The organism is Pseudomonas sp. GD03944 (assembly GCF_029839275.1).
Lineage (GTDB): Bacteria > Pseudomonadota > Gammaproteobacteria > Pseudomonadales > Pseudomonadaceae > Aquipseudomonas.
This window is the reverse complement of sequence record NZ_JAOCAH010000010.1, coordinates 95,787-122,341: the sequence shown is the minus strand read 5'-3', so window position 1 is coordinate 122,341 and position 26,555 is coordinate 95,787. Positions and strand designations below refer to the sequence as shown.

Below are 26,555 nucleotides of genomic sequence, written 5' to 3'. Positions count from 1 at the left end.
TCACGTTTACGGGTCTGTTTGGTTGGAGGGTATACCGGCGCATGAGTTTCCCATTGATTGTAATCAACCTTTGCGATGGCTATTCGGCACGCCGCCCGCGGGGGTAAGCTCAGGGCATGACGACCGCGCCCTACATCACGCCTATCGAGTCGAGCCGCACGGATGCCGCCAGCGGTTGGCAGGTCGGCGGCGACTGGACGCTCGCCCATTACGCCCGGTTGCGCGAGCAGGTGCTGCGCCTGCAGGGCAGCGCCACCGATGGCCAGCTGGACCTCAGCACGTTGCAGGCACTCGACACGGCCGGTGCCTCGCTGTTGGCCGACCTGGTCGGGCCGGAGCGCCTGTCGCAGTTGGTCGAGAACGCCAATGATCTGCCCGGCGAACGCCGCGCCCTGCTGCTGGCCGTGGCCCAGGCCATCCTGCGCACGGAAACCTGCGAGCACCCGCAGCCGGTAGCGGCCTGGCGCGAGGTGCTGGGGCACATCGGCGAAGCGGTCACCGAGTTCTGGGACCAGGCCATGGCGCTGCTCGGTTTCATCGGCATGACCCTGTCCAGCATGTTCGCCATTCTCCTGCGCCCCCGGCGTTGGCGCATGACCTCGCTGTTCGCCCACCTCGAACAGAGCGGCCTGAACGCGGTGCCGATCGTGGCCCTGCTGACCTTCCTGGTGGGCGCGGTGGTGGCCTTTCTCGGGGCGACCATCCTGGCCGGCTTCGGCGCCACCATCTACACGGTCGACCTGGTGGCCTTCTCCTTCCTGCGTGAATTCGGTGTGCTGCTGACCGCCATTCTCATGGCCGGTCGGACTGCCAGCGCCTTCACCGCGCAGATCGGCTCGATGAAGGCCAACGAGGAAATCGACGCCATCCGCACCCTCGGCCTCAGCCCCCTGGAACTGCTGGTACTGCCCCGGGTGTTCGCCCTGCTGATCGCCCTGCCGGCGCTGACCTTCATCGCCATGCTCAGCGGCATCCTCGGGGGCGGCGTGGTGTGCGCGGTGGCGCTGGATATCCCGCCGGCGATGTTCCTCTCCCTGCTCCAGGAAAACATCCAGCTCCAGCACTTCCTGGTGGGCATGTGCAAAGCGCCGATCTTCGCCTTCCTGATTGCCGTGATCGGCTGCCTGGAAGGCTTCAAGGTCAGCGGCAGCGCCCAGTCGGTGGGCGAACACACCACCTCCAGCGTGGTCCAGTCGATCTTCGTGGTCATTGTGCTCGACGCCGTGGCCGCGCTGTTCCTGATGGAGATGGGCTGGTGACGGACGACGCCATCATCGAGGTGCGCGGCCTGGTCAATCGCTTCGGCGCGCAGACCGTGCACCAGGACCTGAATCTGCAGCTCAAGCGCGGCGAAATCCTCGGCGTGGTCGGCGGCTCGGGCACCGGCAAATCGGTGCTGCTGCGCAGCATCGTCGGCCTGCGCCAGCCCACCGGGGGCAGTATCCGGGTGTTCGGCGAAGACCTGCTGGCGCTGCCGCCGGACCAGCGCTCGCACCTGGAGCGCCGCTTCGGCGTGCTCTACCAGCGTGGCGCGCTGTTTTCCTCGCTGACCGTGACCGAGAACATCGCCCTGCCGCTGATCGAACACGCCGGCCTTAGCCGCGCCGACGCCGAGCACCTGGCCGAGGTCAAGCTGGCCCTGGCCGGGCTGCCCAGCAACGCCGGCGACAAATACCCGAGCGAGCTGTCCGGCGGCATGGTCAAGCGCGCCGCACTGGCCCGGGCGCTGGCGCTGGACCCGGACATCCTGTTTCTCGACGAACCCACCGCCGGCCTCGACCCGATCGGTGCCGCCGCCTTCGACCAATTGATCCGCACCTTGCGTGACGGCCTGGGTCTGAGTGTATTCCTGGTCACCCATGACCTGGACAGCCTCTACACCCTGTGCGACCGCGTGGCGGTACTGGGCCAGAAACGCGTGCTGGTGGCGGATCGCCTGGAGGTCGTCGCGGCCACCGACGATCCGTGGATTCACGACTATTTCCATGGTCCGCGCGGGCGCGCGGCCAAGCACGCCGCCAGCGGCCCGGCAGGAGGACACTGAATGGAACCCCGCGCCCATCACGTACTGATCGGACTGTTCACGGTCATCACCGTGGGGGCGGCGCTGCTGTTCGCCCTGTGGCTGAGCAAGGCCGGCGCCGACCGTGAGTTCAAGGAATACGTAGTGATCTTCAACGAGGCCGTCACGGGCCTGTCCCAGGGCAGCGCCGTGCAGTACAGCGGGATCAAGATCGGCGACGTGGTCAGCCTGCGGCTCAACCCGAACGACCCGCGCCAGGTGCGGGCCCACGTGCGCATCGTCGACCAGACGCCGATCAAGGCCGACACCCGCGCCCGCCTGACTATCACCGGGATCACCGGCACGGCGGTCATCCAGCTGTACAGCGGCACGCCCGGCAGCCCGAACCTGGAAGGCGAAGGCGGCAAGCCGGCGGAAATCGTCGCCGACCCCTCGCCTCTGTCGCGCCTGATGGCCAACAGCGAGGACCTGGTGGTCAGCGTCACCCGCCTGCTGGACCAGGCCAACCGCATGTTCTCCGAGCAGAACGCCGAGCGGGTGTCCAAGACCCTGGCGCACCTGGAGCAGATCACCGCCAGCGTCGCCTCCCACGGCGATGACATCGGCGTCGCCCTGCAGCAGATCACCCATGCCACCCGCGAAGCAGCCAGCCTGATGCAGGAGGCCAAACGCATGCTGGCCACCGACGGCCAGCAGACCCTGGCCAATGCCGAACGCCTGATGGCCTCCCTGGAGCGCAGCAGCAGCACCATCGAGCGCCTGCTGAACGACAACCACGAAGCCCTCGGCAACGGCATGCGCAGCATGGGCGAAATCGGCCCGGCGATCAGCGACCTGCGCGAAACCCTCGGCTCGTTGCGCGCGTTCTCCCGCCAACTGGAACAGGACCCCGCCGGCTACCTGCTGCGCAGCGAACCGATCAAGGAATTCCAACCATGAGACGCCTGCTTTGCCTCACCACCCTGGCGCTGGCCAGCCTGCTCAGCGCCTGCTCGATCCTGCCCAAGAGCGAGCCGTTGGACGTCTACCTGCTGCCGGCCAGCACCGCCGAACCGGCGCAGCCAGGGGCCGCTCCCGTGGCCTGGTCGCTGCGGATCAACACGCCCCTGGCCAGCCAGTTGCTCGACAGCACGCGCATCGCGGTGATTCCCGAGGGCGACCGGATCAGCGCCTACCAGGGGGCACGCTGGAGCGACAAGGGACCGCTGCTGCTGCGCAACCGCCTGATCGACGCCTTCCTGGCCGATGGCCGGATGCCCGCGGTGAGCAGCGACGATGCGCGCCTGCAGGCCGACCTGGAAATCAACACCGACCTGCGCGCCTTCCAGAGCGACTACCTGGACGGTCGCCCGACCGCGCACATCCTGCTGGATGCCCGGCTGGTCAACACCGCCAGCCAACGGATCGTCGCCAGCCGCCGTTTCGAGGTGCGCCAACCGGCCGTGGACACCTCGGTGCCGGCGGTGGTCCGGGCCTTCGGCCTGGCAGGCGATCAGCTGTCCAGCCAGTTGCTGGAGTGGACCTGGGCCCAGGGGCAGGCCCAACGCCAGCGCTAAACCCATTCAGGTCAGCGTCGCCACCTGCCGGCGCACCTCGGCATAGGGATAGTCCTCCAGACTGGCGAAGCCCTTTATCTGCCGGGCTTTCAACCGGGTGAACAGCGGCACGCTGATCCCGCAGAGAAAGCGCGTCAGGCATTCGCCGCTGGGCGGCGCGCCCTTGTGGGCCTGGTGCTTGAGGATGAAGTCGCCACACAACGCAGCCAGGTCCTGCGTTGCCAGGTCCGGCAGGGCCGGAGGCGGCGGCAAGTGCGCGACCTGGCCCCGGCACACCGAGCAATGCCCGCACTGCGCCGGCGCGTTGCCGTCACCGAAGTAGGCCGCCAGGCGCTGGCTCAGGCACTGGTCACTGGCGAACAGCTCGAGCATGGCCTGGATACGGCGAATCTCGCTGGCCTCCTGCTGGGTGAAGTAGGTGTGCAGCTCATCGCTCAGGCGCTCGGGGTCGAAGTCTGGGTCGAGCAGCGCATAGACCTCGGTCATCTGCTTGCTTTCCAGCTCGATCCAGCCCCGTTCCTGGAAGAAATCCAGGGCCTTGACCACCCGGCCGCGCTCGGCCTGGTGCTGGTCGTAGAGGGCGTCGAAATCCACCGTGCACCAGGTCCGCGCCCGCGCCGAGGTGGCGACGATCGCCTCGATGAACTGCCGCCGCTCGCCCTCGAACGTGTCCAGCAGCGCCTCCGGCTCGATCAGGTACTTGAAGCGGTATTCGGCGAAATAGGCATAGCGCGGCGCGATGATGCCGCGCAGCTCCAATTGTACCAGCAGGGTCTTGAGCGGCAGCTGACGGATGTTGCTCTGCTCGCTGAGGGCGTTGAGCATCAGCTCCCACTGGCCGTCCGCGGCGCCGCTCAGCAGCTCGTCGAGCACGCAGCGGATACCGTCACGCTCGGGGGTGTCGCCGTAGACGAAGTTCTCCAGCACGTTGAGGCTGTCGCGGTTGGCCAGCACCAGGCAATCGGACGGCTGGCCATCACGGCCGGCACGGCCGATTTCCTGGCTGTAGTTCTCGGTGGATTTCGGCAGATCGAAGTGCACCACGTTGCGGATGTCGCTCTTGTCGATGCCCATGCCGAAGGCGATGGTGGCGACGATGCAGTTGATGCGCCCGTCCATGAACTGGCGCTGGATCGCCTCCCGCGCCTCGTGGCCCATGCCGGCGTGGTAGGCGCTGGCGGCGATGCCGCGCTGGCTCAACTGCTCGGCCACCTGTTCGGCGGTCTTCTGCTGGGTGACGTAGACGATGCTCGGCTGGCCCGCCTTCGCCCCTAGCCACTCGACAAGGCGCCGCTGCTTGTCACGCCCGGCCACCGGCTCCACCAGCAGGTTCAGGTTGGGGCGGTAGAACCCGGTGGTGACCACATCGCCGTCGGCGATGGCGAATTTCTTCTGCATGTCGGCGATCACTGGCGGCGTCGCCGTGGCGGTGAGCAGCAGCACCTGGGGAATGCCGAACTGCCGCTGGTAATCCGGCAACTTGAGGTAGTCGGGGCGGAAGTTGTGGCCCCACTCGGAAATGCAGTGCGCCTCGTCGACCACCAGCAGGGAAATCGGCACCTGGCTGATGAAGGTGCGAAAGCGCTCGTTCTTCAGGCGCTCGACCGAAATCATCAGGATTTTCAGCTCACCGGAGCGGGCCCTGGTCATGGTCTCCGCAACCTGCTCGCGGCTCTGGGCCGAATCGATGCTCGCCGCACTGATGCCGTGGGCATGCAGGAACGCCAGTTGGTCCTGCATCAGGGCGAGCAGCGGCGACACCACCAGGGTCAGGTGCGGCAGGTGCAGCGCCGGCAACTGGTAGCACAGGGACTTGCCCGAGCCGGTGGGAAAGATCGCCGCGGCCGAGCGGCCGGCGAGCACGGTGCTGATGACGGCTTCCTGGCCAGGGCGCAGCTGGCTGAAACCGAAGACACGTTCGAGGGTGGTGGGCATGAGCTGTCACTCCATTGACCGCTGAAGGGTCGATGACCATAACGCGGTACGTTCGATGAAACCACCCGGGGGCGAAACGAGCGTCCCGCCGATCCAGGTAGGGGCATCTGGCCAGGTGCTGCCAGGGGTGGCGATTACAGGGCCCCGGTAGTGCGGCTTACCCCGTAGGAGCGGACTTGTCCGCGAGCTTTTAATCCGACCGACACATCGGCTAAACGCGCGGGACGCCGAGCTCGAGGCCAAGGCCTCTCCCACGAATGCCGGACGGCAGCGGTGGCCCATCCGCGCACGCAGAAAAGGATCGGCCCAGAAACGACAAAGGCCACCCGAAGGCGGCCTTTGTCAGAACGGGTTCAGCTTACAGCTGAGGACCGGCGTTCTTGATGGCGTCGCTCACGTCGAACTTCTGGAAGTTGTCGATGAACAGCTTGGCCAGGCCCTTGGCGGCTTCGTCGTAGGCGTTCTTGTCAGCCCAGGTGTTGCGCGGGTTGAGCAGGTTGGTTTCGACGCCCGGCACCGACTTCGGCACATCCAGGTTGATGATCGGCAGGTGCTCGGTCTCGGCACCGATCAGCGCGCCACTCTGGATCGCAGCGATCACGCCACGGGTGGTCGGGATGTTGAAGCGCTTGCCGACACCGTAGCCACCGCCGGTCCAGCCGGTGTTGACCAGGTAGACCTTGGAGCCGAAGGCATTGATGCGCTTGATCAGCAGCTCGGCGTAGACGCCGGCCGGACGCGGGAAGAACGGTGCGCCGAAGCAGGTGGAGAAGGTCGACTTGATGCCGCCGCCCGAACCCATTTCGGTGGAACCGACCAGCGCGGTATAGCCGGACAGGAAGTGGTAGGCCGCCTGCTCGTTGTTGAGGATCGACACAGGCGGCAGCACGCCGGTCAGGTCGCAGGTCAGGAAGATCACCGCGTTCGGCTCGCCGCCGAGGTTCTTCTCGCTGCGCTTCTCGACGTATTCCAGCGGGTAGGCCGCACGGCTGTTCTGGGTCAGGCTGTCGTCGGCGTAGTCCGGGGTGCGGCTGTCGTCGAGGACGACGTTTTCCAGCACGGTGCCGAACTGGATGGCTTTCCAGATGACCGGCTCGTTCTTCTCGGACAGGTCGATGCACTTGGCGTAGCAACCGCCTTCGATGTTGAACACCACGCCTTCGCCCCAGCCGTGCTCGTCGTCACCGATCAGGTAACGCGATTCGTCGGCGGACAGGGTGGTCTTGCCGGTGCCGGACAGACCGAAGAACAGGGTCACGTCGCCTTCTTCGCCGATGTTGGCGGCGCAGTGCATCGGCAGCACGTCTTTTTCCGGCAGCAGGAAGTTCTGCACAGAGAACATGGCTTTCTTCATTTCACCGGCGTAACGCATGCCGGCGATCAGCACTTTCTTGGCGGCGAAGTTGATGATCACGCAGCCATCGGAATTGGTGCCATCACGCCCCGGCACGCACTCGAAGTTGGCGACGTTGAGCACTTGCCACTCGGTGCGGCCAGCCGGGTTGTAGGCCTGCGGGTTGATGAACAGCTGACGGCCGAACAGGTTCTGCCAGGCGGTAGCGGTGGTCATCTTGACCGGCAGGTAGTGCTCTTCGGCGGAGCCGACGTGCACCAGGGAAACGAAATGGTCCTGGGCCTTGTTGAAGGCCTCGACGCGGTCCCACAGGGCATCGAACTTGTCGGCCGGGAACGGACGGTTGATCCCGCCCCAGGCGATCTGGGCGTCGGTGCTCGGCTCCTGAACGATGAAACGGTCAGCCGGCGAACGACCAGTGCGGTGGCCAGTGCGTACGACCAACGAGCCGTTGGCGGCCAGTTCGCCTTCGCCGCGGCGAATGGCTTCTTCGACCAGTTGAGCTGCGCTGATGTTGGTGTACACAGCGGGAGTGGCTTGCGTCATGTGGGTCCCCGTCGGCCGGCGGCCGAGTCTTTCGAACGTTGTGTAGTAGAACGCCAGTTCGACTACAGCGATAAAAAAGTCGCGGGAGTATGCCAGAAAGCACCTCCCTTGGCAGCCTCCCTTCTGCCAAGTGGGTCAATAGGCAAAACCTATCGAATCAATGCCGCGTGTCAGACGGTGCCTGACTGCCGCCACCGGCGAAGAGTTGCGCAACATCGGCGGCGTCGAAGGCATAGCGTTCGTTGCAGAACTGGCAGTCGATGACCACGCTGCCGTCATGCTCTTCGAGCAGCAGCTCGGCATCGGCCTGCCCTAAACTGACCAGCGCCCTGGCGGAACGTTCACGGGAGCAGCTGCAGCGGAATTGCAGCAGGCGCGGCTCGAACAGGCGCAGCGGCTCTTCGTGGTAGAGACGGTGCAGGACCGTTTCGTTGTCCAGGCCCAGCAGCTCTTCGTTGGTCAGGGTCGCGGCGAGGGTCACCACGTGCTCCCAGCTGGCCTCGCGGGCTTCATCGTCTTTCAGGCGATCGGGCGGCAGCTGCTGCAGCAGCAGGCCACGGGCGCGCTGGCCGTCGGCGCACAGCCAGACCCGGGTGGCCAGCTGTTCGGAACTGGCGAAGTAATCGGTCAGGCAGGCGGCCAGGTCGACACCCTCGAGGCCGACGATGCCCTGGTAACGCTGGCCCTGGCGCGGCTCGACAGTGATCGCCAGCACGCCTTCGGGCATCAGCTCGGTCAGGCCGGCGCCGGTCCCGATCTGCTCGGCGTGGTAGCGCGCGATGCCGCGCACTTCGCCTTCGCTGGAGCATTCGACCATCAGCAACGGCACGGCGCCGGACGAACGCGCCTGGAGGATCAGTTGCCCGTCGAACTTGAGGGTGCTGACCAGCAGCGACGCGGCGGCCAGCAGTTCGCCGAGCAGTTGCGCCACCGGCTGCGGGTAGGGGTGCTTGGCCAGGACATGCTGGTAGCTCTCGCTCAGACCGACCAACTCACCACGAACATCGGAGTCGTCGAACAGGAAGCGCTGGGTGTGATCGGTGTTGTGCATGGGGCAACCAGATGTGAACAAAGGATGACAGAGCGGCGCGAGGCCTTTATAAAGCGCGGCGCCACTTTCGGACAGGACGATCAAGGAGCGTCATTCTATGGACAAAGCCCACCGCATCCAAGCCACTTGGCGATGGCCGGCCCTGCTGGGCCTCAACCTGCTGGCCCTGGCCGTGCTCGGCAGCTGGCTGCTGCCCGCAACCCGCGAGCTGTGGGAAAGCGCCAACCTGTGGCTGTTCCATGGCCTCAATGGCTCGCTCAATCAACATTTCCTGTGGGACGGCATCTGGGCCCTGACCAGCATCCGCCTGTGCGACATCCTGCTCGGCGGCCTGATGCTGACCCTGCTGGTCCACCCGCGCTGGGTCTTCGCCGACGGCGAGCTGCGCACCGCCCTGTTCACCTTCGTCGCGCTGCTGATGGTGCTGCTGGTGATTCGCGTGCTGTTCACCAAGCTCGCCAACAACCTGGGCTGGCAGCACGCCAGCCCGTCGATGGTGGTGGCCGGCGCCATTCACCTGAGCGACTCGTTCCCGGGCCTCGAACGCGTCTTCGAGCTGAAGGACCGCTCCAGCCGCAGTTTCCCGGGCGACCACGCCTCGGTCCTGCTGCTCTGGGGGATGTTCATGACCCTGTTCAGCCGCGGCTGGAAGCGCACGTTCAACCTGACCCTGGTGGTGCTGTTCATGCTGCCGCGCCTGGTCACCGGCGCCCACTGGCTGGTGGACGTGACCATCGGCGGCGTGGTGGTGGCCCTGCTGGCCTTCGCCTGGGGCTACTGCACCCCGCTGGCGAGCCACATCGCCAACGGCCTGGCCTGGATCAGCCGGCCGGTGCTGGTGGTGTTGCAGCACGTACCGGGGCTGCGCCAGCTGACGGTGATCAAGGCCCACTGAGTCCTTGCAGCACCGGGGCCTGAGTCGCAACACGGGTAACCGCCGTCGCGGCTGAAGCCCCTCCCACAGGTCAGTCGTCCTGGCCGCCGCGGAACTGAAACAGCTGGCGACGCTGTTTCTTGCTCGGCCGGCCGTCGGTCTGTACGCCCAGGGCGCCGGCCTTGCGCTGCTCCGCCGCCTGCTCGCGGCGGGCGATGCTCTCCGGCGTCTCGCTGTACAGCGTCTGGGCTTGCGGCGCGCCACGCCGCACCACCGACAGCGCCTGGATCACCACCGTGCGCTCGTCGAAACCGGTGCGGATCAGCAGCTCATCCCCGACCTTGGGCTCCTTGCTCGGCTTGCAGCGCTCGCCGCGGCAATGCACCTTGCCACCTTCGATGGCCGCCTTGGCCAGGGCGCGGGTCTTGTAGAAGCGTGCGGCCCACAACCATTTGTCGAGGCGCACCTTATCGTCATCTTTATCGCTCATCGTTCACTCAATCAGCCTTGCCTGCATGAATCCCGCAGGATGCCGGGATCATAAGGCATGAGGGTCTATTCTCGATTCAGTGCGCGCCACGTTGTCGAAAAAATCTCGCCCGTTGCATGGGCGCGACGGCACGACTCGCCACGGGATCGGTCTGCCCCCTAGAATGCCTGGAACCTCAACGGAAGCCTGCCTTGAAAACCTTCGACCACCTCTCTGTGATCGGTCTGCGCGAGTGGATCAATCTGCCGGAACTGGGCATGGTCGGCCTGCGCGCGAAAATCGACACCGGCGCCAGCACCTCCAGCCTGCACGCCAGTGACATCCAGCCCTTCCAGCGCGACGGCGAAGACTGGGTGCGCTTCACCGCTCACCTCGGCACCCTGGTGCAGCGGCGCCACCGCTGCGAGGCGCCGCTGGTGACGGTCAAGCGGATCAAGAGCTCCAACGGCCAGGCCCAGTCACGCTACGTGATCCGCACCCAGCTGTCCCTCGGCGACCGGCTGTGGTCGGTGGAATTCACCCTCGCCTGCCGGAAAACCATGCGCTACCGCGTACTTCTGGGATCCAAGGCACTGATTGACGGTCAGCTGGTGGTCAACCCGGCCCTGGCTTATGTACAAGACAAACCCTCGCTCATCGACCTTTCCGGTGCCCAATGAAAATCGCCGTGCTGTCGCGTAATCCGCGTCTGTATTCCACCCGCCGCCTGGTCGAAGCAGGCCAGCAGCGCGGGCATGACATGGTGGTGATCGACACCTTGCGGGCCTACATGAACATCGCCAGCCACAAGCCGCAGATCCACTACCGGGGTGCGCCGCTGGAGGGCTTCGACGCGGTGATCCCGCGCATCGGCGCCTCGGTGACCTTCTACGGCTGCGCGGTGCTGCGCCAGTTCGAGATGATGGGCGTGTTCCCGCTCAACGAATCGGTGGCCATCGCCCGCTCCCGTGACAAGCTGCGCTCGCTGCAGCTGCTGTCACGGCGCGGCGTGGGCCTGCCGGTGACCGGCTTCGCCCACTCCCCGGACGACATTCCCGACCTGATCCAGATGGTCAATGGCGCCCCGCTGGTGATCAAGGTGCTGGAAGGCACCCAGGGCATCGGCGTGGTGCTGTGCGAGACGGAAAAGGCCGCCGAGTCGGTGATCGAGGCGTTCATGGGCCTGAAGCAGAACATCATGGTCCAGGAATACATCCAGGAAGCCGGCGGCGCCGACATCCGCTGCTTCGTGGTCGGCGACAAGGTCATCGCCGCGATGAAGCGTCAGGCCAAGGCCGGCGAGTTCCGCTCCAACCTGCACCGCGGCGGCACCGCCAGCCTGGTGAAGATCACCCCGGAAGAACGCATGACCGCCATCCGCGCGGCCAAGGTCATGGGGCTGTCGGTGGCCGGCGTGGACATCCTGCGTTCGCACCACGGCCCGCTGGTGATGGAGGTGAACTCCTCCCCCGGCCTGGAAGGCATCGAGACCACCACCGGCAAGGACGTGGCCGGCATCATCATCCAGTACCTGGAAAAGAACGGCGGCCCGCACCTGACCCGGACCAAGGGCAAGGGCTGACACCGCCGGCCGTCACTCCGGCGCGGGCACCGTCCCGTGCCGCTCCAGCCACTGGATGAACCCCGGCTCGTCCAGCGGCTGGCTGAAGAAGTACCCCTGCCCGAGCGCACAGTCCTGTTCGCGCAGCACATCGAGTTGATGCTGGCTCTCGATGCCTTCGGCCACGCATTCGAGGCCCATGTTGCGGGCGATCATCAGGATGGTCTGCACCAGCATCAGGCCGCTCCCGCCATTCTCCAGGTCCTGGGTGAAGCTGCGGTCGACCTTCAGCCGGTCCAGTGGCAGGCGCTTGAGGTAGGTCAGCGACGAATACCCGGTGCCGAAGTCATCGATGGCGAAGCGCACGCCCAGGGCCTTCAAGGCCTGCATGTTGGCGATGCATTGCTGCACGTCCTCGAGCAGCACCCCTTCGGTGATTTCCAGCTCCAGGGCCGACGCCGGTATCCGGTGCGCCGCCAGGCACGCCCGCACACGCTCGACGCAGCCTGACTGGCGCAGCTCCCGTGGGCTGAGGTTGACCGCCAGGACCATCTGCGGCCAGCGCGGCAGCCAGCGCGCGAGGGTGGCGCAGGCGGCGTCCAGCACCCAGTGCCCCAGCTCCTGGATCAGTCCGGTTTCCTCGGCCAGGGCGATAAAGCTGCCGGGCATGATTTCACCGCGTTCCGGGTGCTCCCAGCGCAGCAGCACCTCGGCCCCCGCCACCGCCCCGCTGGCCAGCGCCAGCTGCGGCTGGAACACCAGGTGCAACTGGTCCCGCTGGATCGCCTGGCGCAGCTCGCTCTGCAATTGCAGGCGCTGGTCGATGGCCGCCTGCATCTCCGGCGCGAAAAAATGCAGCGCATTGCGCCCGGCGTGCTTGGCCCGGTACATGGCGGTGTCCGCCTGCTTGAGCACGTCGGCCGCCACCTGCTCGCCAAACGGGTGCAGGGCGATGCCGATGCTGGCGCTGATCGCCAGCTCGTGGCCGTCGATGCGGCAACTGCCCTTGAGGCTGCTCAGGAGTTTTTCTGCGGTCGCCGCCGCGTACTCCGCCGCCGCCTCGGGGTTGCTGTCCAGGGCTTCGAGCAGCACCACGAACTCGTCGCCGCCCATGCGCGCCAGGGTGTCTTCGGTGCGCAGGGTGCGGGCCAGGCGCATGGTGACTTCGCGCAGCAAGCCGTCGCCCACCTGGTGACCGAGGCTGTCGTTGACCGTCTTGAAATGGTCCAGGTCGATGAACAGCAGCGCGCCCAGGCTGCCGTCGCGCAGCTCGCGGTCCATGGCGTGCTGCAGGCGGTCGATCAGCAGGCGCCGGTTGGGCAGGCCGGTGAGTTCGTCGCTGTAGGCCAGCCGCTCGATCTCGCGCTGGTAGCGCTGGCGCTCGGAAATGTCGGTGACGCTGCCACGAATCAGGATTTCCTCCCCCGGCATGCGCACCAGACGTACTTCGCAGGGGATCTGCCGCCCGCCGCTGTCACGGTGCAGCCAGTCGAACACCGGCACCTCGCCGGCAATGGCCTGCTTCAGGTAGACCCGGCCGATATCCGCCGAGGCACGGCCGTTGGCCTGCTTGGCCGGGCTCAGGTCGAGCACGCTCTTGCCCAGCAGTTGTTCCCGGGTGTAGCGCAGCAGGCGCAGGGCATTCTCGTTGAAATCCACCATGCCGCCATGGGGGGTGAACAGCATGATGGCTTCGGGGGCGTGTTCGACGATGGTCCGGTAGCGGGCCTCGGCCTCGTGCCGCGCGCTGATGTCCTCGACCAGCAGGAGGAACATGCCGATCTGCCCGTTGGCGTGGCGCACCGCCCGCAGGTTCAGGCGCGTGTACACCAGCGAGCCGTCCGGGCGCAGGAAGCGCTTGTCCAGCTCGTAGCCCTCGCGGGCGCCAAGCAGCACCGCGTCGAGCAGCACCTGCTCGGCGGCGAGGTCTTCCGGGTGGGAGATGCTGTCCCAACTGCAGGCCAGCAGTTCCTCGCGGGAGCGGTCGAGGATGTTGCACAGCGTCGGGTTGACCTCTTCCCAGGCATACCCGGGAGATATCTGCGCCATGCCGATCAGCGGCGCCTCGAAGAACAGGCGCAAGCGCTCGTCGCGCTCGCGCAACTGCTGCTCGGCGCGCTTGCGCGCACTGATGTCCTGGATCGCCCCGTAGAGTTTGGTCAGTTCGCCGCCATCGCGCTCGCTGACGCCGTTGATGCGCACCCAGCGGGTCTTGCCCCGAGCCGTGGTCAGGCGCACTTCGATATCGAAATGGTCGAGGCCCTGGCGCAGGCGCAGCAGCGTCTTCTCGGCGAGAAGCCGGCCGTTGGCATCCAGGTAGTCGAGGCTCTGCTCGAAGGTCGGCGTGCCAGCGTAGGGGTCGAGCTCGTAGATGCGGAAACAGCCCGGGCTCCAGTACATGCTCATGTCGGACAGGGTCAGCACCCAGCCGCCCAGGTCGGCGATGTTTTCCGTCTGGCTGAACAGGTAGCTCTGCAGCAACAGCTCCTCGCGCTGGGTGGCCACCTGGGCGGACAACTGCTCGCGGGCCGACACGTCGTGCTGCAGGGCGATGAAATGGCTGACGCCCTGCTCATCGTGCATCGGCGCCAGGATCAGCTCGTTCCAGAACAGGCGGCCGTCCTTGCGGTAGTTGCGCACCACCGCATGGCAAGCCGTGCCGTGGCGAATGGCCTGGCGCACGCTGCGCAAGCCGAGCTGCTCGCGGTCGGTGCCCTGGAGGAACCGGCAGTTCCTGCCGAGGATTTCCGAACGCGTGTACCCGGTGATCCGCTCGAACGAGGGGTTGCAGTAGATCAGCGGCACATCGGGTTGGCGCGCGTCGGCGATGGTCACCCCCAGGGGACTGGCCTCCAGGGCCAGGTTGGCCAGCGCCAGTTGCTTCTGGATCTGCGCGCTGCGCGCCAGGGCCAGGCGCAGGTCGCTGAGGCTGCGACCGACCAGCAGCGTCGCCACCATGAACAGCAGCACCGTCAGGTGCAGCTCCAGGCGCTGCGGGTCGAGCAGGCCGGTGGTATCGCCGTAACCGCGCAGGAACGGCAGCGCCAGCACCATCAGCGCGGTGAGGATCGACCCGCACAACGCCCCCACGAAGCCCCAGACCAGCGCCAGGCTGAGCATCACCACGCCGATCAGCGGCAGTTTGAGGGTCAGCGGCACCACGCTGAGCAACCAGGGCACCCCCAGCAACAGGGCCAGCAGCAATGGCCAGGGCGGCAGGCGGCGCAACCCGGCGGGCAGGGCCTCCAGCCCGTCGCGGTCCACCGGCCGACGCAGCAACCAGCCGCGACGGCGCAGCCAGGGCGTGAGATAGGCCAGCAGCGGAATGGTGATGATCAGCCCGGTCAGGCTGTCGGCCAGCCACAGGTTCAGGGTGGAATACAGCCAGCCTTCGGAGGCCAGGTGCCCCATCAGCCACAGGCTACCCTGCACGCCGATGCAGACCACGGCCGCCGGGATCAGCACGCCGAGCAGCATGAAGCGCAGCACGTGGCTCAAATCCGGCAGCGCCGCGTCGAAGGCGCGCCGGCGCAGCAGCAGCCAGGCCAGGGCGGGGGCGAGGGTTTCAGGCAGTGCGTAGAGCGGCGCCCAGCGCCACTCCAGTCCCCAGAGTGGCACGCAGAGCATGGCGTTGAGGTACATCGCCAGCAGCACCCGCGGCCCCCACCACTGGCACAGCACCAGCCCGAGGGCGAACGGCACATACCAGAGCGCCGCCCCATCGCTGAACTGGGTGGCCAGTGAAAGCCAGGTGGCGAGGTGGAACAGCGGCAGCGGCAGCCACCATGTCCAGCTCGGCAGGCGGTTGGGGACGACAGGCATGCAGACCTCGGGTCATTGCGCTGCCATAGCATAGATCAGCGCAATGACCTGGACCCCGCGAAGGGCTCAGACCGCGTCGCGCGGCAGCAGCAGCCCCAGGGGCAGGCAGACACGGGCCTCCAGGCCACCACCGGAGCGGTTGCGCAGCTCCACGCTGCCGCCGTGCAGCGCCGCGATGCGCTTGACGATGGCCAGGCCCAGGCCCGCGCCCTGGCCGCCCCGGGCACGGTCGCCGCGAATGAACGGGTTGAAGATGATGTCCAGTTCCGCCGGGTCGATGCCGGCGCCCCGGTCCAGCACGCTGAGCACCACGTAGGGCGCGCTGTGGTCGCCCGACACCGAGACCGCCACCTCGACCGCGTTGCAGCCATAGCGCAGCGCGTTCTCGATCAGGTTGACCAGCAGGCGCTTGATCGACACCCGGCGCAGCGGGAACACCGGCACTGGTTCGAGGCACAGGCGCACCAGCTCCTGCTGCTGGTTGTAGGGCGTGACCACTTCGCGGATCAGCTCCAGCAGGTCGAGGTCTTCCACCGGTTCGTCGCGGCCGTCGCGGATGAAGGCCAGGAACTGGTCGAGGATGGCGTCCATGTCCTCGATGTCGCGCACCATGTCGTCGGTCAGTTCCGAGTCGCTGTTGAGGAATTCCAGGGACAGCCGCAGCCGGGTCAGGGGCGTGCGCAAGTCATGGGAGACCCCGGCCAGCATCAGCTCGCGCTCGCGCGCCGCCTGCTCGACGTCCTCGGCCATCTGGTTGAAGGCGCGGTACACCTCGGTCATCTCGCTGGGGGTGTCACTGACCGGTAGGCGCACGCTGCGCCCCTTGCCGAGTTGCCGGGCGGCGAACACCAGGCGCTTGAGCGGCGCACTCAGCTGGCGGACGAAAATCCACGCGGCGGCGGTAGACAGCAGACCGATGGCGAGGAACCAGCCCAGCACACTCCAGATGCGCTGCCCGCGCAGCGGATGCGGGTACAACGGCACCCGCAGCCAGTCGTCGCCCAAGCTCGGGGCATGCACCCAGAGCGCCGGCGGGCTCTTGGCCCGGACCCGCACCTCGGTGTCCGGCCCCAGTTCGGATTGCATCTGGCGCTGGAAGATTTCGCTGTAGGGCCAGTGCTGCTCGCTGGCCGGCACCGATTTCTTTGCCACGCGCTTCAGGCCCGCAGCCTCAGCGATGGTCTCTCGGTCCTCCGGGTCGGCGGCCCAGTAGGCACGCAGGGTCAACGCCGCGCCATGGCTGTACTGACGGTCGACCAGCACGTCTTCGTTCATCATCAGGTACACCAGGGTCAGCGCCTTGGAGAACAGCACCACGATGAGCACCAGCCACAGCGTGCGGGCGAAGAAGCTTTGCGGGAACCAGAGCGGGGTTTTCATCGGAGAAACACGACACCTGTGATCGGCACGCCCGGCCAAGTGGCCGGGCGCTGGGATGGATCGCTCGCGAGCGGGTGACCGGTGCGCAGGCCGCGCCGGTCACCGGGGCATTACTTGTTGCCGTCCGGCACGAACACGTAACCCACGCCCCAGACGGTCTGGATATAACGCGGTTTGGACGGGTCCGGCTCGATCAGCCGGCGCAGGCGGGAAATCTGGACGTCGATGGAACGCTCCAGGGCATCCCATTCGCGGCCACGCGCCAGGTTCATCAGCTTGTCCCGGGTCAGCGGCTCGCGGGCATGCTGCACCAGGGCCTTGAGCACCGCGAACTCACCGGTGGTGAGCATGTGCACTTCCTCGCCCTTCTTCAGTTCGCGGGTCGCCAGGGACAGCTCGTAGTCGCCGAAGCTGACACTTTCGTCCTCGCTGCCCGGGGCGCCCGGCACCACCGGCGCCTGGCGACGCAGCACGGCCTTGATCCGCGCCAGCAGTTCACGGGGGTTGAACGGCTTGGCCAGGTAATCGTCGGCGCCCAGCTCCAGGCCTTGAATACGGCTGGCTTCATCGCCCTTGGCGGTGAGCATGATGATCGGCACCTGGTTGTTCGCCGCACGCAGGCGACGGCAGGCGGACAGGCCGTCCTCGCCCGGCAGCATCAGGTCCAGGACCACCAGGTTGAACAGTTCCCGGGACAACAGACGATCCATCTGTTCGACGTTTTCCACCGCACGCACGCGGTAGCCCTGCTCGTCGAAGAAGCGCTCGAGCAGGCGTCGCAGACGGGCATCGTCGTCGACAATCAGGATTTTTTCGCCTTCAACCGGAAGTGCAGTGCTGCTCATAGGGGCTCCTTGACCGAGAATCCGCGGTACCCACAGGGGGCCGGCGGTTTCCAACGCCGGCATTATGGCCCAGGCACCTGGGCCAGCGGGTTGACCATTGTTAGCAGATTTTTCCCCGAACGGTTCCCAGAACTCGACCGTGCGGTGTTTATAATGCGCCGCTTCGTTGTGTGGCTGTCGCGCAACGACACCCTCCTGGCAGCCCTCGGCCCCTGTGCGCAGAGGGCGGGAAACGTCCCGTCGGGAGCGAGTGACGCACGTCAGCCTTCATGTTCCGCGCGCCACGCCTGGCGTGCCTGTCAATCCGGTCCGGGTCCGCGGGCCGGTTTTTCGTTTCAGTGTGGGTAGCTCGAGTATGGATAGCATCAACAACCGCATCGCCGAAGAACTGGGCGTGCGCCCGCAACAGGTGGCCGCCGCCGTGGCGCTGCTCGATGAAGGCTCCACCGTGCCGTTCATCGCCCGCTACCGCAAGGAAGTCACCGGCAGCCTCGATGACACCCAACTGCGCAACCTCGAAGAACGCCTGCGCTACCTGCGCGAGCTGGATGATCGCCGCGCCAGCATCCTCGCCAGCATCGAGGAACAGGGCAAGCTGACCCCGGAGCTGGCCCGCGAGATCAACCTGGCCGACACCAAGACCCGCCTCGAAGACCTCTACCTGCCGTACAAGCAGAAGCGCCGCACCAAGGGCCAGATCGCCCTGGAAGCGGGCCTCGGCGAACTGGCCGACGCGCTGTTCAACGACCCGACCCTGGAGCCCGAAGGCGAAGCCGTGCGCTTCATCGATGCGGACAAGGGCTTCGCCGACACCAAGGCCGTGCTCGAAGGCGCCAAGTACATCCTCATGGAGCGCTTCGCCGAAGACGCCACCCTGCTCAACAACCTGCGCAGCTTCCTCAAGGACAACGCCACCCTCAGCGCCCGCGTCATCGCCGGCAAAGAGGAAGAAGGCGCCAAGTTCCGCGATTACTTCGAGCACGACGAGAAGTTCAAGAGCGCGCCGTCGCACCGCGCCCTGGCGATCTTCCGCGGTCGCAACGAAGGCATCCTCAGTGCTGCCCTCAAGGTCGGCGACGAGCTGCCCGGCACCATGCACCCGTGCGAAGTGATGATCGGCGAGCGTTTCGGCATTTCCGCCCGCGGCCGAGCTGCCGACAAGTGGCTCGGCGAGGTGGTGCGCTGGACCTGGAAGGTCAAGCTCTACACCCACCTGGAAACCGACCTGCTGGGCGAGCTGCGCGAAGGCGCCGAAGACGAGGCCATCTCGGTGTTCGCCCGCAACCTGCACGACCTGCTGCTGGCCGCGCCGGCCGGCCCACGCGCCACCCTGGGCCTCGACCCGGGCCTGCGCACCGGCTGCAAGGTGGCGGTGGTGGATGCCACCGGCAAGCTGCTCGACACCGCCACGGTCTACCCCCATGCCCCGCGCAACGACTGGGACGGCACCCTCAACGTGCTGGCCAGGCTGTGCGCCAAGCACGGCGTGGACCTGATCGCCATCGGCAACGGCACCGCCAGCCGCGAGACCGACAAGCTGGCCATCGAACTGATCAAGAAATACCCAGCGCTGAACATGACCAAGATCATGGTCAGCGAGGCCGGCGCCTCGGTGTACTCCGCCTCCGAACTGGCGGCCAAGGAATTCCCCGACCTCGACGTGTCGCTGCGTGGCGCGGTGTCCATCGCCCGTCGCCTGCAGGACCCGCTGGCCGAGCTGGTGAAGATCGACCCGAAATCCATCGGCGTCGGCCAGTACCAGCACGACGTGTCCCAGCTCAAGCTGGCGCGCAGCCTCGACGCCGTGGTGGAAGACTGCGTGAACGCTGTGGGCGTTGACGTCAACACTGCCTCCAGCGCCCTGCTGGCGCGGATCTCCGGGCTCAACGCGACCCTGGCGCAGAACATCGTCGCGCACCGCGACGCCAACGGCGCCTTCAAGACCCGCGACGAGCTGAAAAAGGTCTCGCGCCTGGGTGAAAAGACCTTCGAACAGGCCGCCGGCTTCCTGCGCGTGATGAACGGCGAGAACCCGCTGGACGCCTCGGCGGTGCACCCGGAAACCTACCCGCTGGTGCAGCGCATCGCCGCCGACACCGGCCGCGACATCCGCTCGCTGATCGGCGACAGCGGCTTCCTCAAGCGCCTCGACCCCAAGCAGTTCACCGACGAGCGCTTCGGCCTGGTGACCGTGGGCGACATCCTGCAGGAGCTGGAGAAGCCGGGCCGCGACCCGCGTCCGGAATTCAAGACCGCCGAGTTCCAGGAAGGCGTGGAAACCCTGAAGGACCTCAAGCTGGGAATGATCCTCGAAGGCGTGGTCACCAACGTGACCAACTTCGGCGCCTTCGTCGACATCGGGGTTCACCAGGACGGCCTGGTACACATCTCGGCGCTGTCGGAGAAGTTCGTCAAAGACCCGCGTGAAGCGGTCAAGGCCGGCGACGTGGTCAAGGTCAAGGTCATGGAAGTGGACATCCCGCGCAACCGCATCGCGCTGTCCATGCGCATGGGCGACACCCCCGGCGAGAAAGTCGAAGGCCCGCGTGGCGGCGGCAATTCGCGTGGCAACACGCCGCGCAGCGAGCGCCACTCCAGCCAGGACAAGCCGGCCCCGAGTAACCCGGGCATGGCCGCGCTGTTCGCCAACGCCAAGCAGCTGCGGAAGTAAGCCGGTGAACGAACCGGTCGAAGCCGTCGGCAAGAGCAGCGCCTTCGGGCGCCTGCTCGGCCTGGAGATCGTCAAGGCCGAAGGCGGCGAGGCCGTGCTGCGGCTGAGCATGCACGACGGCCTGCGCAACCTGCACGGCAAGCTGCACGGCGGCGCCCTGTTCTCGCTGATCGACACCGCCATGGGTCAGGCCAGCCACAGCCTGACCGACGGCACGCCGAGCAGCGTCACCCTCGAATGCAAGATCAACTACATTCGTAGCGTCAGCGAAGGCGATCTGCTGTGCCGCGCCTGGATGGTCCACGCCGGACGCCGCACCCAGGTGATCGAGGCCGAAGTGCATCAGGGCGAAAAACTCGTCGCCAAGGCACAAGCGACCTTCGCCTGCGTATAACGGTGCCGCTGCAAGCTGAGGTATAACGGGCGTACGACTAGACGACCACGTCCGTTATCCGTCCCCCTTGTAGACCGCGCGATCCACCCCCATATTGGGGCGACCGATGCGTGAAGGAAATGCAATCTTGAGCGACCTGTTCCCCCGCCGCCTGGCCCTGCTTGGCGAGCGCGCCAACCTCTCCCTGCTTTCCCAGTGCCTGCACGGTATCGAGCGTGAATGCCTGCGTGTCGACGACGACGGACAGCTGGCCCTGACGGCGCACCCCGCCGCGCTGGGTTCGGCCCTGACCCATCCGCAGATCACCACCGATTATTCCGAATCGCTGCTGGAGTTCATCACCCCGGCCAAGGCAGACCCGGCCGCGACCCTCGATGACCTCGAGCAGATCCACCGTTTCGCCTACAGCAAGCTGGACGGCGAATACCTGTGGAGCCCGTCCATGCCCTGCGCCCTGCCCGAGGAAGAGGTGATCCCGATCGCCCGCTACGGCAGCTCGCTGATCGGTCAGCTCAAGTACGTCTACCGCAAGGGCCTGGCCCTGCGCTATGGCAAGACCATGCAATGCATCGCCGGCATCCACTACAACTTCTCCTTGCCGGATGAGCTGTGGACCCTGCTGCAGCAGGCCGAAGGCGACACCCGCAGCGCCAAGGACTTCCAGTCCGCGCGCTACATCGCCCTGATCCGCAACTTCCGCCGCTACAGCTGGCTGCTGATGTACCTGTTCGGCGCCTCGCCGGCACTGGACAGCGGCTTCATGCGCGGCCGCCCGCACCGCCTGCAGCAGCTCGACGCCACCACCCTGTACCTGCCCTACGCCACCAGCCTGCGCATGAGCGACCTGGGCTACCAGAGCAGCGCCCAGGCAGGCCTCACGCCCTGCTACAACGACCTCAACAGCTACACCGACAGCCTGCGCGCGGCGGTCGGCACGCCCTACCCGCCCTACGTCGAAGCAGGCACCAAGCGCGACGGCGAGTGGCTGCAGCTGAACACCAACATCCTGCAGATCGAGAACGAGTACTACTCGAACATCCGTCCCAAACGCGTGACTTACAGCGGCGAACGGCCGATCCAGGCGCTGATGGCCCGTGGCGTGCAGTACGTCGAAGTGCGCTGCCTGGACATCAACCCCTTCCTGCCGCTGGGCATTGACCTCGTTCAGTCGCGCTTCCTCGATGCCTTCCTGCTGTTCTGCGCCCTCAAGGACAGCCCGCAGCTGGAAAACACCGAATGCCACAGCTGCACCGACAACTTCCTCAAGGTCGTCAAGGAAGGTCGACGCCCCGGCCTGCACCTGCAACACGACGGCAAGCAGGTCGAGCTGAAGGACTGGGCCCACGAGCTGCTCGACAGCATCCAGCAGCTGTCCAGCCTGCTCGACCAGAGCCACGCCAGCGACGCCTACAGCCTGGCCCTGGCGGCGCAGCGCGCCAAGGTGGACGACGTCAGCCTGACGCCCTCGGCCCAGGTACTGGCCGAACTGCGTCAGGGCGAAAGCTTCACCCAGTTCGCCCTGCGCCAGAGCAAGCGGCACGCCGAGCATTTCCGTGGCCAGCCCCTGAATGCCGAACAGCAGGCCGCCTTCGAGGCCGCCAGTGCCGAATCCCTGGCCCAGCAGGCCGAACTGGAAGCCCAGCCGGAAGGTGACTTCGACACCTTCGCCGCCGCCTACCAGGCGAGCATCCTCGCGATCGCCACCTGATCCGCGCCCTGCCCCTGGCGGTCTTGCGGCCGCCAGGGGCAAAAGACAACTGCGTCACAAAAGCAATCAGCGGGGTAAAAGCCGGGATCAGCGGTGCCTTGCGCGGCCTGCAGGGCGGCTAGCATAGGGGTATACGAACCGTTCGAGCGATTGCCGATGGCGCACGACGCGCAGCCCGAAGATGAACGCCACTGGAGCCTGGAGAGCCTCAACAAGGCCTACCAGCAAGGCTATATGGCCGGCCTGACCGGCCAGAAGAAAACCGCCGGTGCCGCCGCCGACGTACTCACCGCTGCCTGGGAGGCCGGCTGGGACGACGGCCACGAACAGATGCGGCGCCAGCAGAAGAGCGCCTGACGCCCCCTGCCGCTCGGAGCCGATGAACCGGCCCCCTCCCTTACAACGCCTTTTCGAACACCTGGGAATTACGCTGGTTGTTGTACAGCGACGCCCGGGCGGCCGGCAGACGGTCGACGCTGCTGGGCACGAAGCCGCGCTCGCGGAACCAGTGGGCGGTGCGGGTCGTCAGCACGAACAGGGTCTTCAGGCCCTGGGCCCGGGCCCGCTCCTCGATGCGTTCGAGCAACTCATCGCCACGACCGCCATGGCGGTACGCCGGGTTGACCGCCAGGCACGCCAGTTCGCCACTGTCGGAGTCGGCGATCTGGTACAGCGCCGCGCAGGCGATGATCAGGCCGTCGCGCTCGACGATGCTGAACTGCTCGATTTCCCGCTCCAGCACTTCCCGCGAACGGCGCACCAGGATGCCCTGCTCTTCCAGCGGGCTGATCAGCTCGATCAGACCACCCACATCCTCAATGCTCGCTTCGCGCAGCGATTCGAATTGCTCCTGGTCGACCAGGGTGCCGCCACCGTCACGGGTGAACAGCTCGGTGAGCAGCGAACCGTCATCGGTGTAGCTGACGATATGCGCGCGCTTGACCCCGGCGCGGCAGGCCTGGGCGGCGGCGTCGAGCAATTCGGCCTGGTAGCTGTTGCCCAGCCGCGCCAGGTAGGCCGGCACCTGCTGCGGGCGCAGTTCGCGCACCAGCCGGCCCTGCTCGTCGAGCAGACCTTGTTCGGCGCTGAACAGCAACAGTTTGTCGGCACCGAGGTCGATGGCGGCGCGGGTGGCGACGTCTTCGCAGGCCAGGTTGAAGATCTCCCCGGTGGGCGAATAGCCCAACGGCGATAGCAGGACGATGCTGCGCTCGTCCAGCAGGCGCCCGATGCCCTTGCGGTCGATGCGCCGCACTTCACCGGTGTGGTGGTAGTCGATGCCGTCGACCACGCCGATCGGCCGGGCGGTGACAAAATTGCCGCCGGACACCCGCAGCCGCGAGCCCTGCATGGGCGACGCCGCCATGTCCATCGACAGGCGCGCCTCGATGGCGATACGCAGTTGCCCCACGGCGTCGATCACGCACTCCAGGGTCTGCCCGTCGGTCACCCGCAGGTCACGGTGAAAATGCGGCGTCAGGCCACGCATGGCCAGGCGCGCTTCGATCTGCGGCCGCGAGCCATGCACCAGGATCAGGCGCACGCCAAGGCTGTGCAGCAGCACCAGGTCGTGAACGATGTTGCCGAAATTGGGGTGGGCGACGCCCTCGCCCGGCAGCATCACGACGAAGGTGCAGTCGCGGTGGGCGTTGATGTAGGGCGAAGCATGGCGCAGCCAGTTAACGTAATCGTGCATTGCAAAAGGAACCTGTGGGTCGTGAACGGAACGCATGAACAGGCGCATCCGGCGCCAGACGAAGTACCCGCTTTATCGTCGCAGTTGGGGCAGCATCACGCGTTCACTCCTCCATATGACACAGGGACAGCCCATCAGGCCGTCGGACTCAGGCAATAGTGTTGAATCAGCTCACGCAACAGACCCACGGTCGGTTGCAGGCGGGACAGGTCCAGGTACTCACCGGGCTGGTGGGCACAATCGATGTCGCCCGGGCCCAGGACGATGGTCTGGCAGCCCAGTTGCTGAAGATAAGGCGCTTCCGTGGCAAATGCCACCGCGACCGCCGCATGCCCGGTCAGGCGCTCAGCCAGACGCACCAGCTCGGCGTCGGCGCTCTGCTCGAAGGGCGGCACGCTGGGGAACAGCGGCGCGAAGTCGATCTTCACCTGGTGCTGTTCGGCCAGCGGTTGCAGCTTCTGGCGGATCGCCGCACGCAGCGCCTCGGGCTGCATGCCCGGCAGCGGGCGTAGGTCGAATTCCAGCGAGCACTGGCCGCAGATGCGGTTGGGGTTGTCGCCGCCATGGATGCAGCCAAAGTTGAGGGTCGGCTGCGGCATGCTGAATTGCGGGTTGTTGAATTCGCGCTGCCACTGGGCGCGCAAACCGCGCAGCTCCAGCATCACGTCCTGCATCGCCTCCAGGGCGCTGTGGCCCAGGGCAGGGTCGGAGGAATGGCCGCTCTGCCCGAGAATGTCGATGCGCTCCATCATGATGCCTTTGTGCAGGCGAATCGGCTTGAGGCCGGTCGGCTCGCCGATCACCGCGGCACGCCCCAACGGCGCGCCGGCCTCGGCCAGCGCCCGGGCGCCGGACATGGAGCTTTCTTCATCGCAGGTGGCGAGCACCAGCAGCGGCTGCTTGAAGGGCTGGTCGATCAGGGTCCTGACGGCCTCGATCACCAGCGGGAAGAAGCCCTTCATGTCGCACACACCAAGGCCAACCCAACGGTCGTCGGTCTCGGTCAGCTTGAGGGGGTCGCTCGCCCACAGTGATTCATCGAATGGCACGGTGTCGGTATGGCCGGCCAGCACCAGGCCGCCCGGGCCGGAGCCATAGGAGGCAAGCAGGTTGAATTTGCCGGGGGTGATTTCCTGCATCTCGCAGGCGAAACCCAGATCGCCCAGCCAGGTGGCGAGCAGGTCGATGACCTGGCGGTTGGACTGATCCAGTGCCGGCTGGGTGCAGCTCACGGAGGGGGCTGCGATCAGCGCCGCGAATTGGTCTTTAAGGGAGGGTAATGGCATGGGCGACCTCTCAGCTCGGCCTCCCATCATAGAGCGATGGGCGGTCGACACAAGCCGCCCATGCAAAACGGCCGGGGAAGTCCCCGGCCGTTTCGGTGTTACAGGAAGATCAGCATCATGATCTGGAAGTAGATGATCGCCAGGACGGCGCCGACCGGCAGCGTGACCAGCCAGGACATGAAGATCTTGCCGATCACCCCCAGGTTGAGTGCCCCGATGCCGCGGGCGATACCCACCCCCAGCACCGCACCGACCAGCGTGTGGGTGGTGGAAATCGGCAGGCCGATGGCAGATGCCCCCACCACGGTGGACGCGGTGGCCAGCTCGGCAGCGAAACCACGGCTAGGGGTCAGCTCGGTGATTTCCTTGCCGATGGTGGCAATTACCTTGTAACCGTAGGTAGCCAGACCGACCACGATGCCTACGGCGCCCAGCAGCAGCACCCAACCGGGCACAATGGAGCTTTCGCCGACGGAAGCGTCTCCACCGGACTGGATGACACCGACAATGGCCGCCAGCGGACCGACCGCGTTGGCCACATCGTTGGAACCGTGGGCGAAGGCCATGGCGCAGGCAGTGAAGATCATCAGAACGGCGAACACCTTTTCCACGCTGGCGTAGTGGAATGCCTTGTCGGCCTCCTCGTCGATCTTGATTCGGCTCAGCAGGGCAACGCCCAGCAGCATCACCACGGCACCAACCCCCAGCGAAAACAGCACACCCTCGACCTTGGAGAGGTCCAGGCCGATATGCTTGAGGCCTTTGGTCAGGGTCATGACGCTGACCATGAAGCCCGTCATGAACATGTACAGGGGAACGAAGCGCTTGGCGTTGAGGAAGGGGTTGTCGGTATCGATGATCAGCTTCTGCACACTGACGAACAGGCCGAATGCGACGATCCCCGACAGCACGGGCGACACCACCCAACTGGCGACGATGGGGCCGACACCGCTCCAATGCACGGCATCCATGGACACGCCGACCGCCGCGAAGCCGATCACGGCACCGACGATGGAGTGGGTGGTCGACACCGGCCAGCCACGGGTGGAGGCGACCAGCAGCCACGTACCCGCCGCCAGCAGTGCCGACATCATGCCCAGCACCATGAGATCCGGGCTGATCATCGACGCGTCGACGATACCGCTCTTGATCGTCTCGGTGACTTCGCCACCCGCCAGGTAGGCCCCGGCGAACTCGAAGACCATCGCGATCAGGATCGCCTGTTTGATGGTCAGCGCGCGCGACCCCACCGACGTGCCCATGGCGTTGGCCACATCATTGGCCCCCACGCCCCATGCCATGAAAAACCCGAAAAGACAGGCAAGCAGCAGCAATACGAGGCCGTAGTCCGCAATCAGAGACATAAATAATTAATCCGTAGATT

Annotated in this window: 21 protein-coding genes; 11 read left to right on the top strand and 10 right to left on the bottom strand. The window is 66.3% G+C overall.

Features of this window, described 5'->3' with window-relative positions; translation table 11 throughout:
- The first annotated feature begins 116 nt into the window (after window positions 1-116).
- Genes N5C28_RS16445 through N5C28_RS16430 form a run of 4 tightly spaced genes read left to right on the top strand, consistent with a single transcriptional unit; the run spans window position 117 to window position 3,579 of the window.
- The gene (locus N5C28_RS16445) at window positions 117-1,259 is read left to right on the top strand and encodes an ABC transporter permease (protein ID WP_279823970.1); all 1,143 of its coding nucleotides are present in this window, start codon (window positions 117-119) and stop codon (window positions 1,257-1,259) included.
- Window positions 1,256-2,044 carry an ATP-binding cassette domain-containing protein gene (locus tag N5C28_RS16440; RefSeq protein WP_279823969.1) on the top strand — a complete coding sequence of 263 codons (789 nt, stop codon included), beginning with the start codon at window positions 1,256-1,258 and terminating at the stop codon, window positions 2,042-2,044. Before N5C28_RS16445 ends, N5C28_RS16440 begins: the two co-directional genes overlap by 4 nt.
- A complete protein-coding gene (locus N5C28_RS16435; RefSeq protein ID WP_279823966.1) occupies window positions 2,045-2,962 on the top strand; it encodes an MlaD family protein in 918 nt (305 codons plus the stop codon). It abuts the gene before it with no gap.
- The gene (locus N5C28_RS16430; RefSeq protein WP_279823964.1) at window positions 2,959-3,579 is read left to right on the top strand and encodes an ABC-type transport auxiliary lipoprotein family protein; all 621 of its coding nucleotides are present in this window, start codon (window positions 2,959-2,961) and stop codon (window positions 3,577-3,579) included. Before N5C28_RS16435 ends, N5C28_RS16430 begins: the two co-directional genes overlap by 4 nt.
- A gap of 6 nt (window positions 3,580-3,585) precedes the next feature.
- Here N5C28_RS16430 and N5C28_RS16425 read toward each other — a convergent pair whose 3' ends face one another.
- The 3 genes from N5C28_RS16425 to hslO all read right to left on the bottom strand — a co-directional run bounded on the left by N5C28_RS16425 (window position 3,586) and on the right by hslO (window position 8,465).
- The gene (locus N5C28_RS16425) at window positions 3,586-5,514 is read right to left on the bottom strand and encodes a RecQ family ATP-dependent DNA helicase (protein ID WP_279823963.1); all 1,929 of its coding nucleotides are present in this window, start codon (window positions 5,512-5,514) and stop codon (window positions 3,586-3,588) included.
- 358 nt (window positions 5,515-5,872) lie between these two features.
- Entirely contained in the window at window positions 5,873-7,414 is a 1,542-nt protein-coding gene (locus N5C28_RS16420) for a phosphoenolpyruvate carboxykinase (protein WP_279823961.1), read from the bottom strand.
- 157 nt (window positions 7,415-7,571) lie between these two features.
- Entirely contained in the window at window positions 7,572-8,465 is an 894-nt protein-coding gene (hslO, locus tag N5C28_RS16415) for an Hsp33 family molecular chaperone HslO (protein WP_279823960.1), read from the bottom strand.
- 97 nt (window positions 8,466-8,562) lie between these two features.
- On the opposite strand from hslO, the gene N5C28_RS16410 reads away from it, so the two are divergent.
- Window positions 8,563-9,360 carry a phosphatase PAP2 family protein gene (locus N5C28_RS16410; protein WP_279823958.1) on the top strand — a complete coding sequence of 266 codons (798 nt, stop codon included), beginning with the start codon at window positions 8,563-8,565 and terminating at the stop codon, window positions 9,358-9,360.
- A 70-nt stretch (window positions 9,361-9,430) separates the two neighbouring features.
- Here N5C28_RS16410 and N5C28_RS16405 read toward each other — a convergent pair whose 3' ends face one another.
- Window positions 9,431-9,829: a S4 domain-containing protein gene (locus tag N5C28_RS16405; protein ID WP_279823957.1), complete on the bottom strand. Its 399-nt coding sequence runs from the start codon at window positions 9,827-9,829 to the stop codon at window positions 9,431-9,433.
- Window positions 9,830-10,053: 224 nt separating this feature from the next.
- On the opposite strand from N5C28_RS16405, the gene N5C28_RS16400 reads away from it, so the two are divergent.
- Window positions 10,054-10,488: an ATP-dependent zinc protease gene (locus N5C28_RS16400; RefSeq protein WP_279824116.1), complete on the top strand. Its 435-nt coding sequence runs from the start codon at window positions 10,054-10,056 to the stop codon at window positions 10,486-10,488.
- The gene (gene rimK, locus N5C28_RS16395) at window positions 10,485-11,390 is read left to right on the top strand and encodes a 30S ribosomal protein S6--L-glutamate ligase (RefSeq protein WP_279823955.1); all 906 of its coding nucleotides are present in this window, start codon (window positions 10,485-10,487) and stop codon (window positions 11,388-11,390) included. The genes N5C28_RS16400 and rimK overlap by 4 nt, the downstream gene beginning before the upstream one ends.
- A gap of 12 nt (window positions 11,391-11,402) precedes the next feature.
- Here the strand turns inward: rimK and N5C28_RS16390 are convergent, their stop codons facing one another.
- The 3 genes from N5C28_RS16390 to ompR all read right to left on the bottom strand — a co-directional run bounded on the left by N5C28_RS16390 (window position 11,403) and on the right by ompR (window position 17,416).
- Complete coding sequence (locus tag N5C28_RS16390) at window positions 11,403-15,191, bottom strand: bifunctional diguanylate cyclase/phosphodiesterase (RefSeq protein ID WP_279823953.1); 3,789 nt, start codon at window positions 15,189-15,191, stop codon at window positions 11,403-11,405.
- Between the two features lie 66 nt (window positions 15,192-15,257).
- Window positions 15,258-16,571 carry an ATP-binding protein gene (locus N5C28_RS16385; protein ID WP_279823951.1) on the bottom strand — a complete coding sequence of 438 codons (1,314 nt, stop codon included), beginning with the start codon at window positions 16,569-16,571 and terminating at the stop codon, window positions 15,258-15,260.
- 110 nt (window positions 16,572-16,681) lie between these two features.
- Window positions 16,682-17,416: a two-component system response regulator OmpR gene (ompR, locus tag N5C28_RS16380; protein ID WP_279823950.1), complete on the bottom strand. Its 735-nt coding sequence runs from the start codon at window positions 17,414-17,416 to the stop codon at window positions 16,682-16,684.
- 355 nt (window positions 17,417-17,771) lie between these two features.
- Here ompR and N5C28_RS16375 point away from each other — a divergent pair, with 355 nt between their 5' ends.
- The 4 genes from N5C28_RS16375 (at window position 17,772) to N5C28_RS16360 (ending at window position 22,546) form a co-directional block, all read left to right on the top strand.
- Complete coding sequence (locus tag N5C28_RS16375) at window positions 17,772-20,087, top strand: Tex family protein (RefSeq protein ID WP_279823949.1); 2,316 nt, start codon at window positions 17,772-17,774, stop codon at window positions 20,085-20,087.
- Window positions 20,088-20,091: 4 nt separating this feature from the next.
- Window positions 20,092-20,481: a PaaI family thioesterase gene (locus tag N5C28_RS16370; RefSeq protein WP_279823947.1), complete on the top strand. Its 390-nt coding sequence runs from the start codon at window positions 20,092-20,094 to the stop codon at window positions 20,479-20,481.
- Between the two features lie 127 nt (window positions 20,482-20,608).
- Complete coding sequence (gene gshA / locus N5C28_RS16365; protein ID WP_279823946.1) at window positions 20,609-22,189, top strand: glutamate--cysteine ligase; 1,581 nt, start codon at window positions 20,609-20,611, stop codon at window positions 22,187-22,189.
- Window positions 22,190-22,345: 156 nt separating this feature from the next.
- On the top strand, window positions 22,346-22,546 hold the full coding sequence (locus N5C28_RS16360; RefSeq protein WP_279823945.1) for a ribosome modulation factor: 201 nt from the start codon (window positions 22,346-22,348) through the stop codon (window positions 22,544-22,546).
- A 40-nt stretch (window positions 22,547-22,586) separates the two neighbouring features.
- Here N5C28_RS16360 and argA read toward each other — a convergent pair whose 3' ends face one another.
- From argA to N5C28_RS16345, 3 genes are all read right to left on the bottom strand, one after another.
- Complete coding sequence (gene argA, locus N5C28_RS16355; RefSeq protein ID WP_279823944.1) at window positions 22,587-23,885, bottom strand: amino-acid N-acetyltransferase; 1,299 nt, start codon at window positions 23,883-23,885, stop codon at window positions 22,587-22,589.
- Window positions 23,886-24,019: 134 nt separating this feature from the next.
- On the bottom strand, window positions 24,020-25,171 hold the full coding sequence (gene argE / locus N5C28_RS16350; RefSeq protein WP_279823942.1) for an acetylornithine deacetylase: 1,152 nt from the start codon (window positions 25,169-25,171) through the stop codon (window positions 24,020-24,022).
- Window positions 25,172-25,269: 98 nt separating this feature from the next.
- Window positions 25,270-26,535 (bottom strand): inorganic phosphate transporter, encoded by a 1,266-nt coding sequence (locus tag N5C28_RS16345; RefSeq protein ID WP_279823941.1) that lies wholly within the window; start codon window positions 26,533-26,535, stop codon window positions 25,270-25,272.
- Window positions 26,536-26,555: the final 20 nt, after the last annotated feature.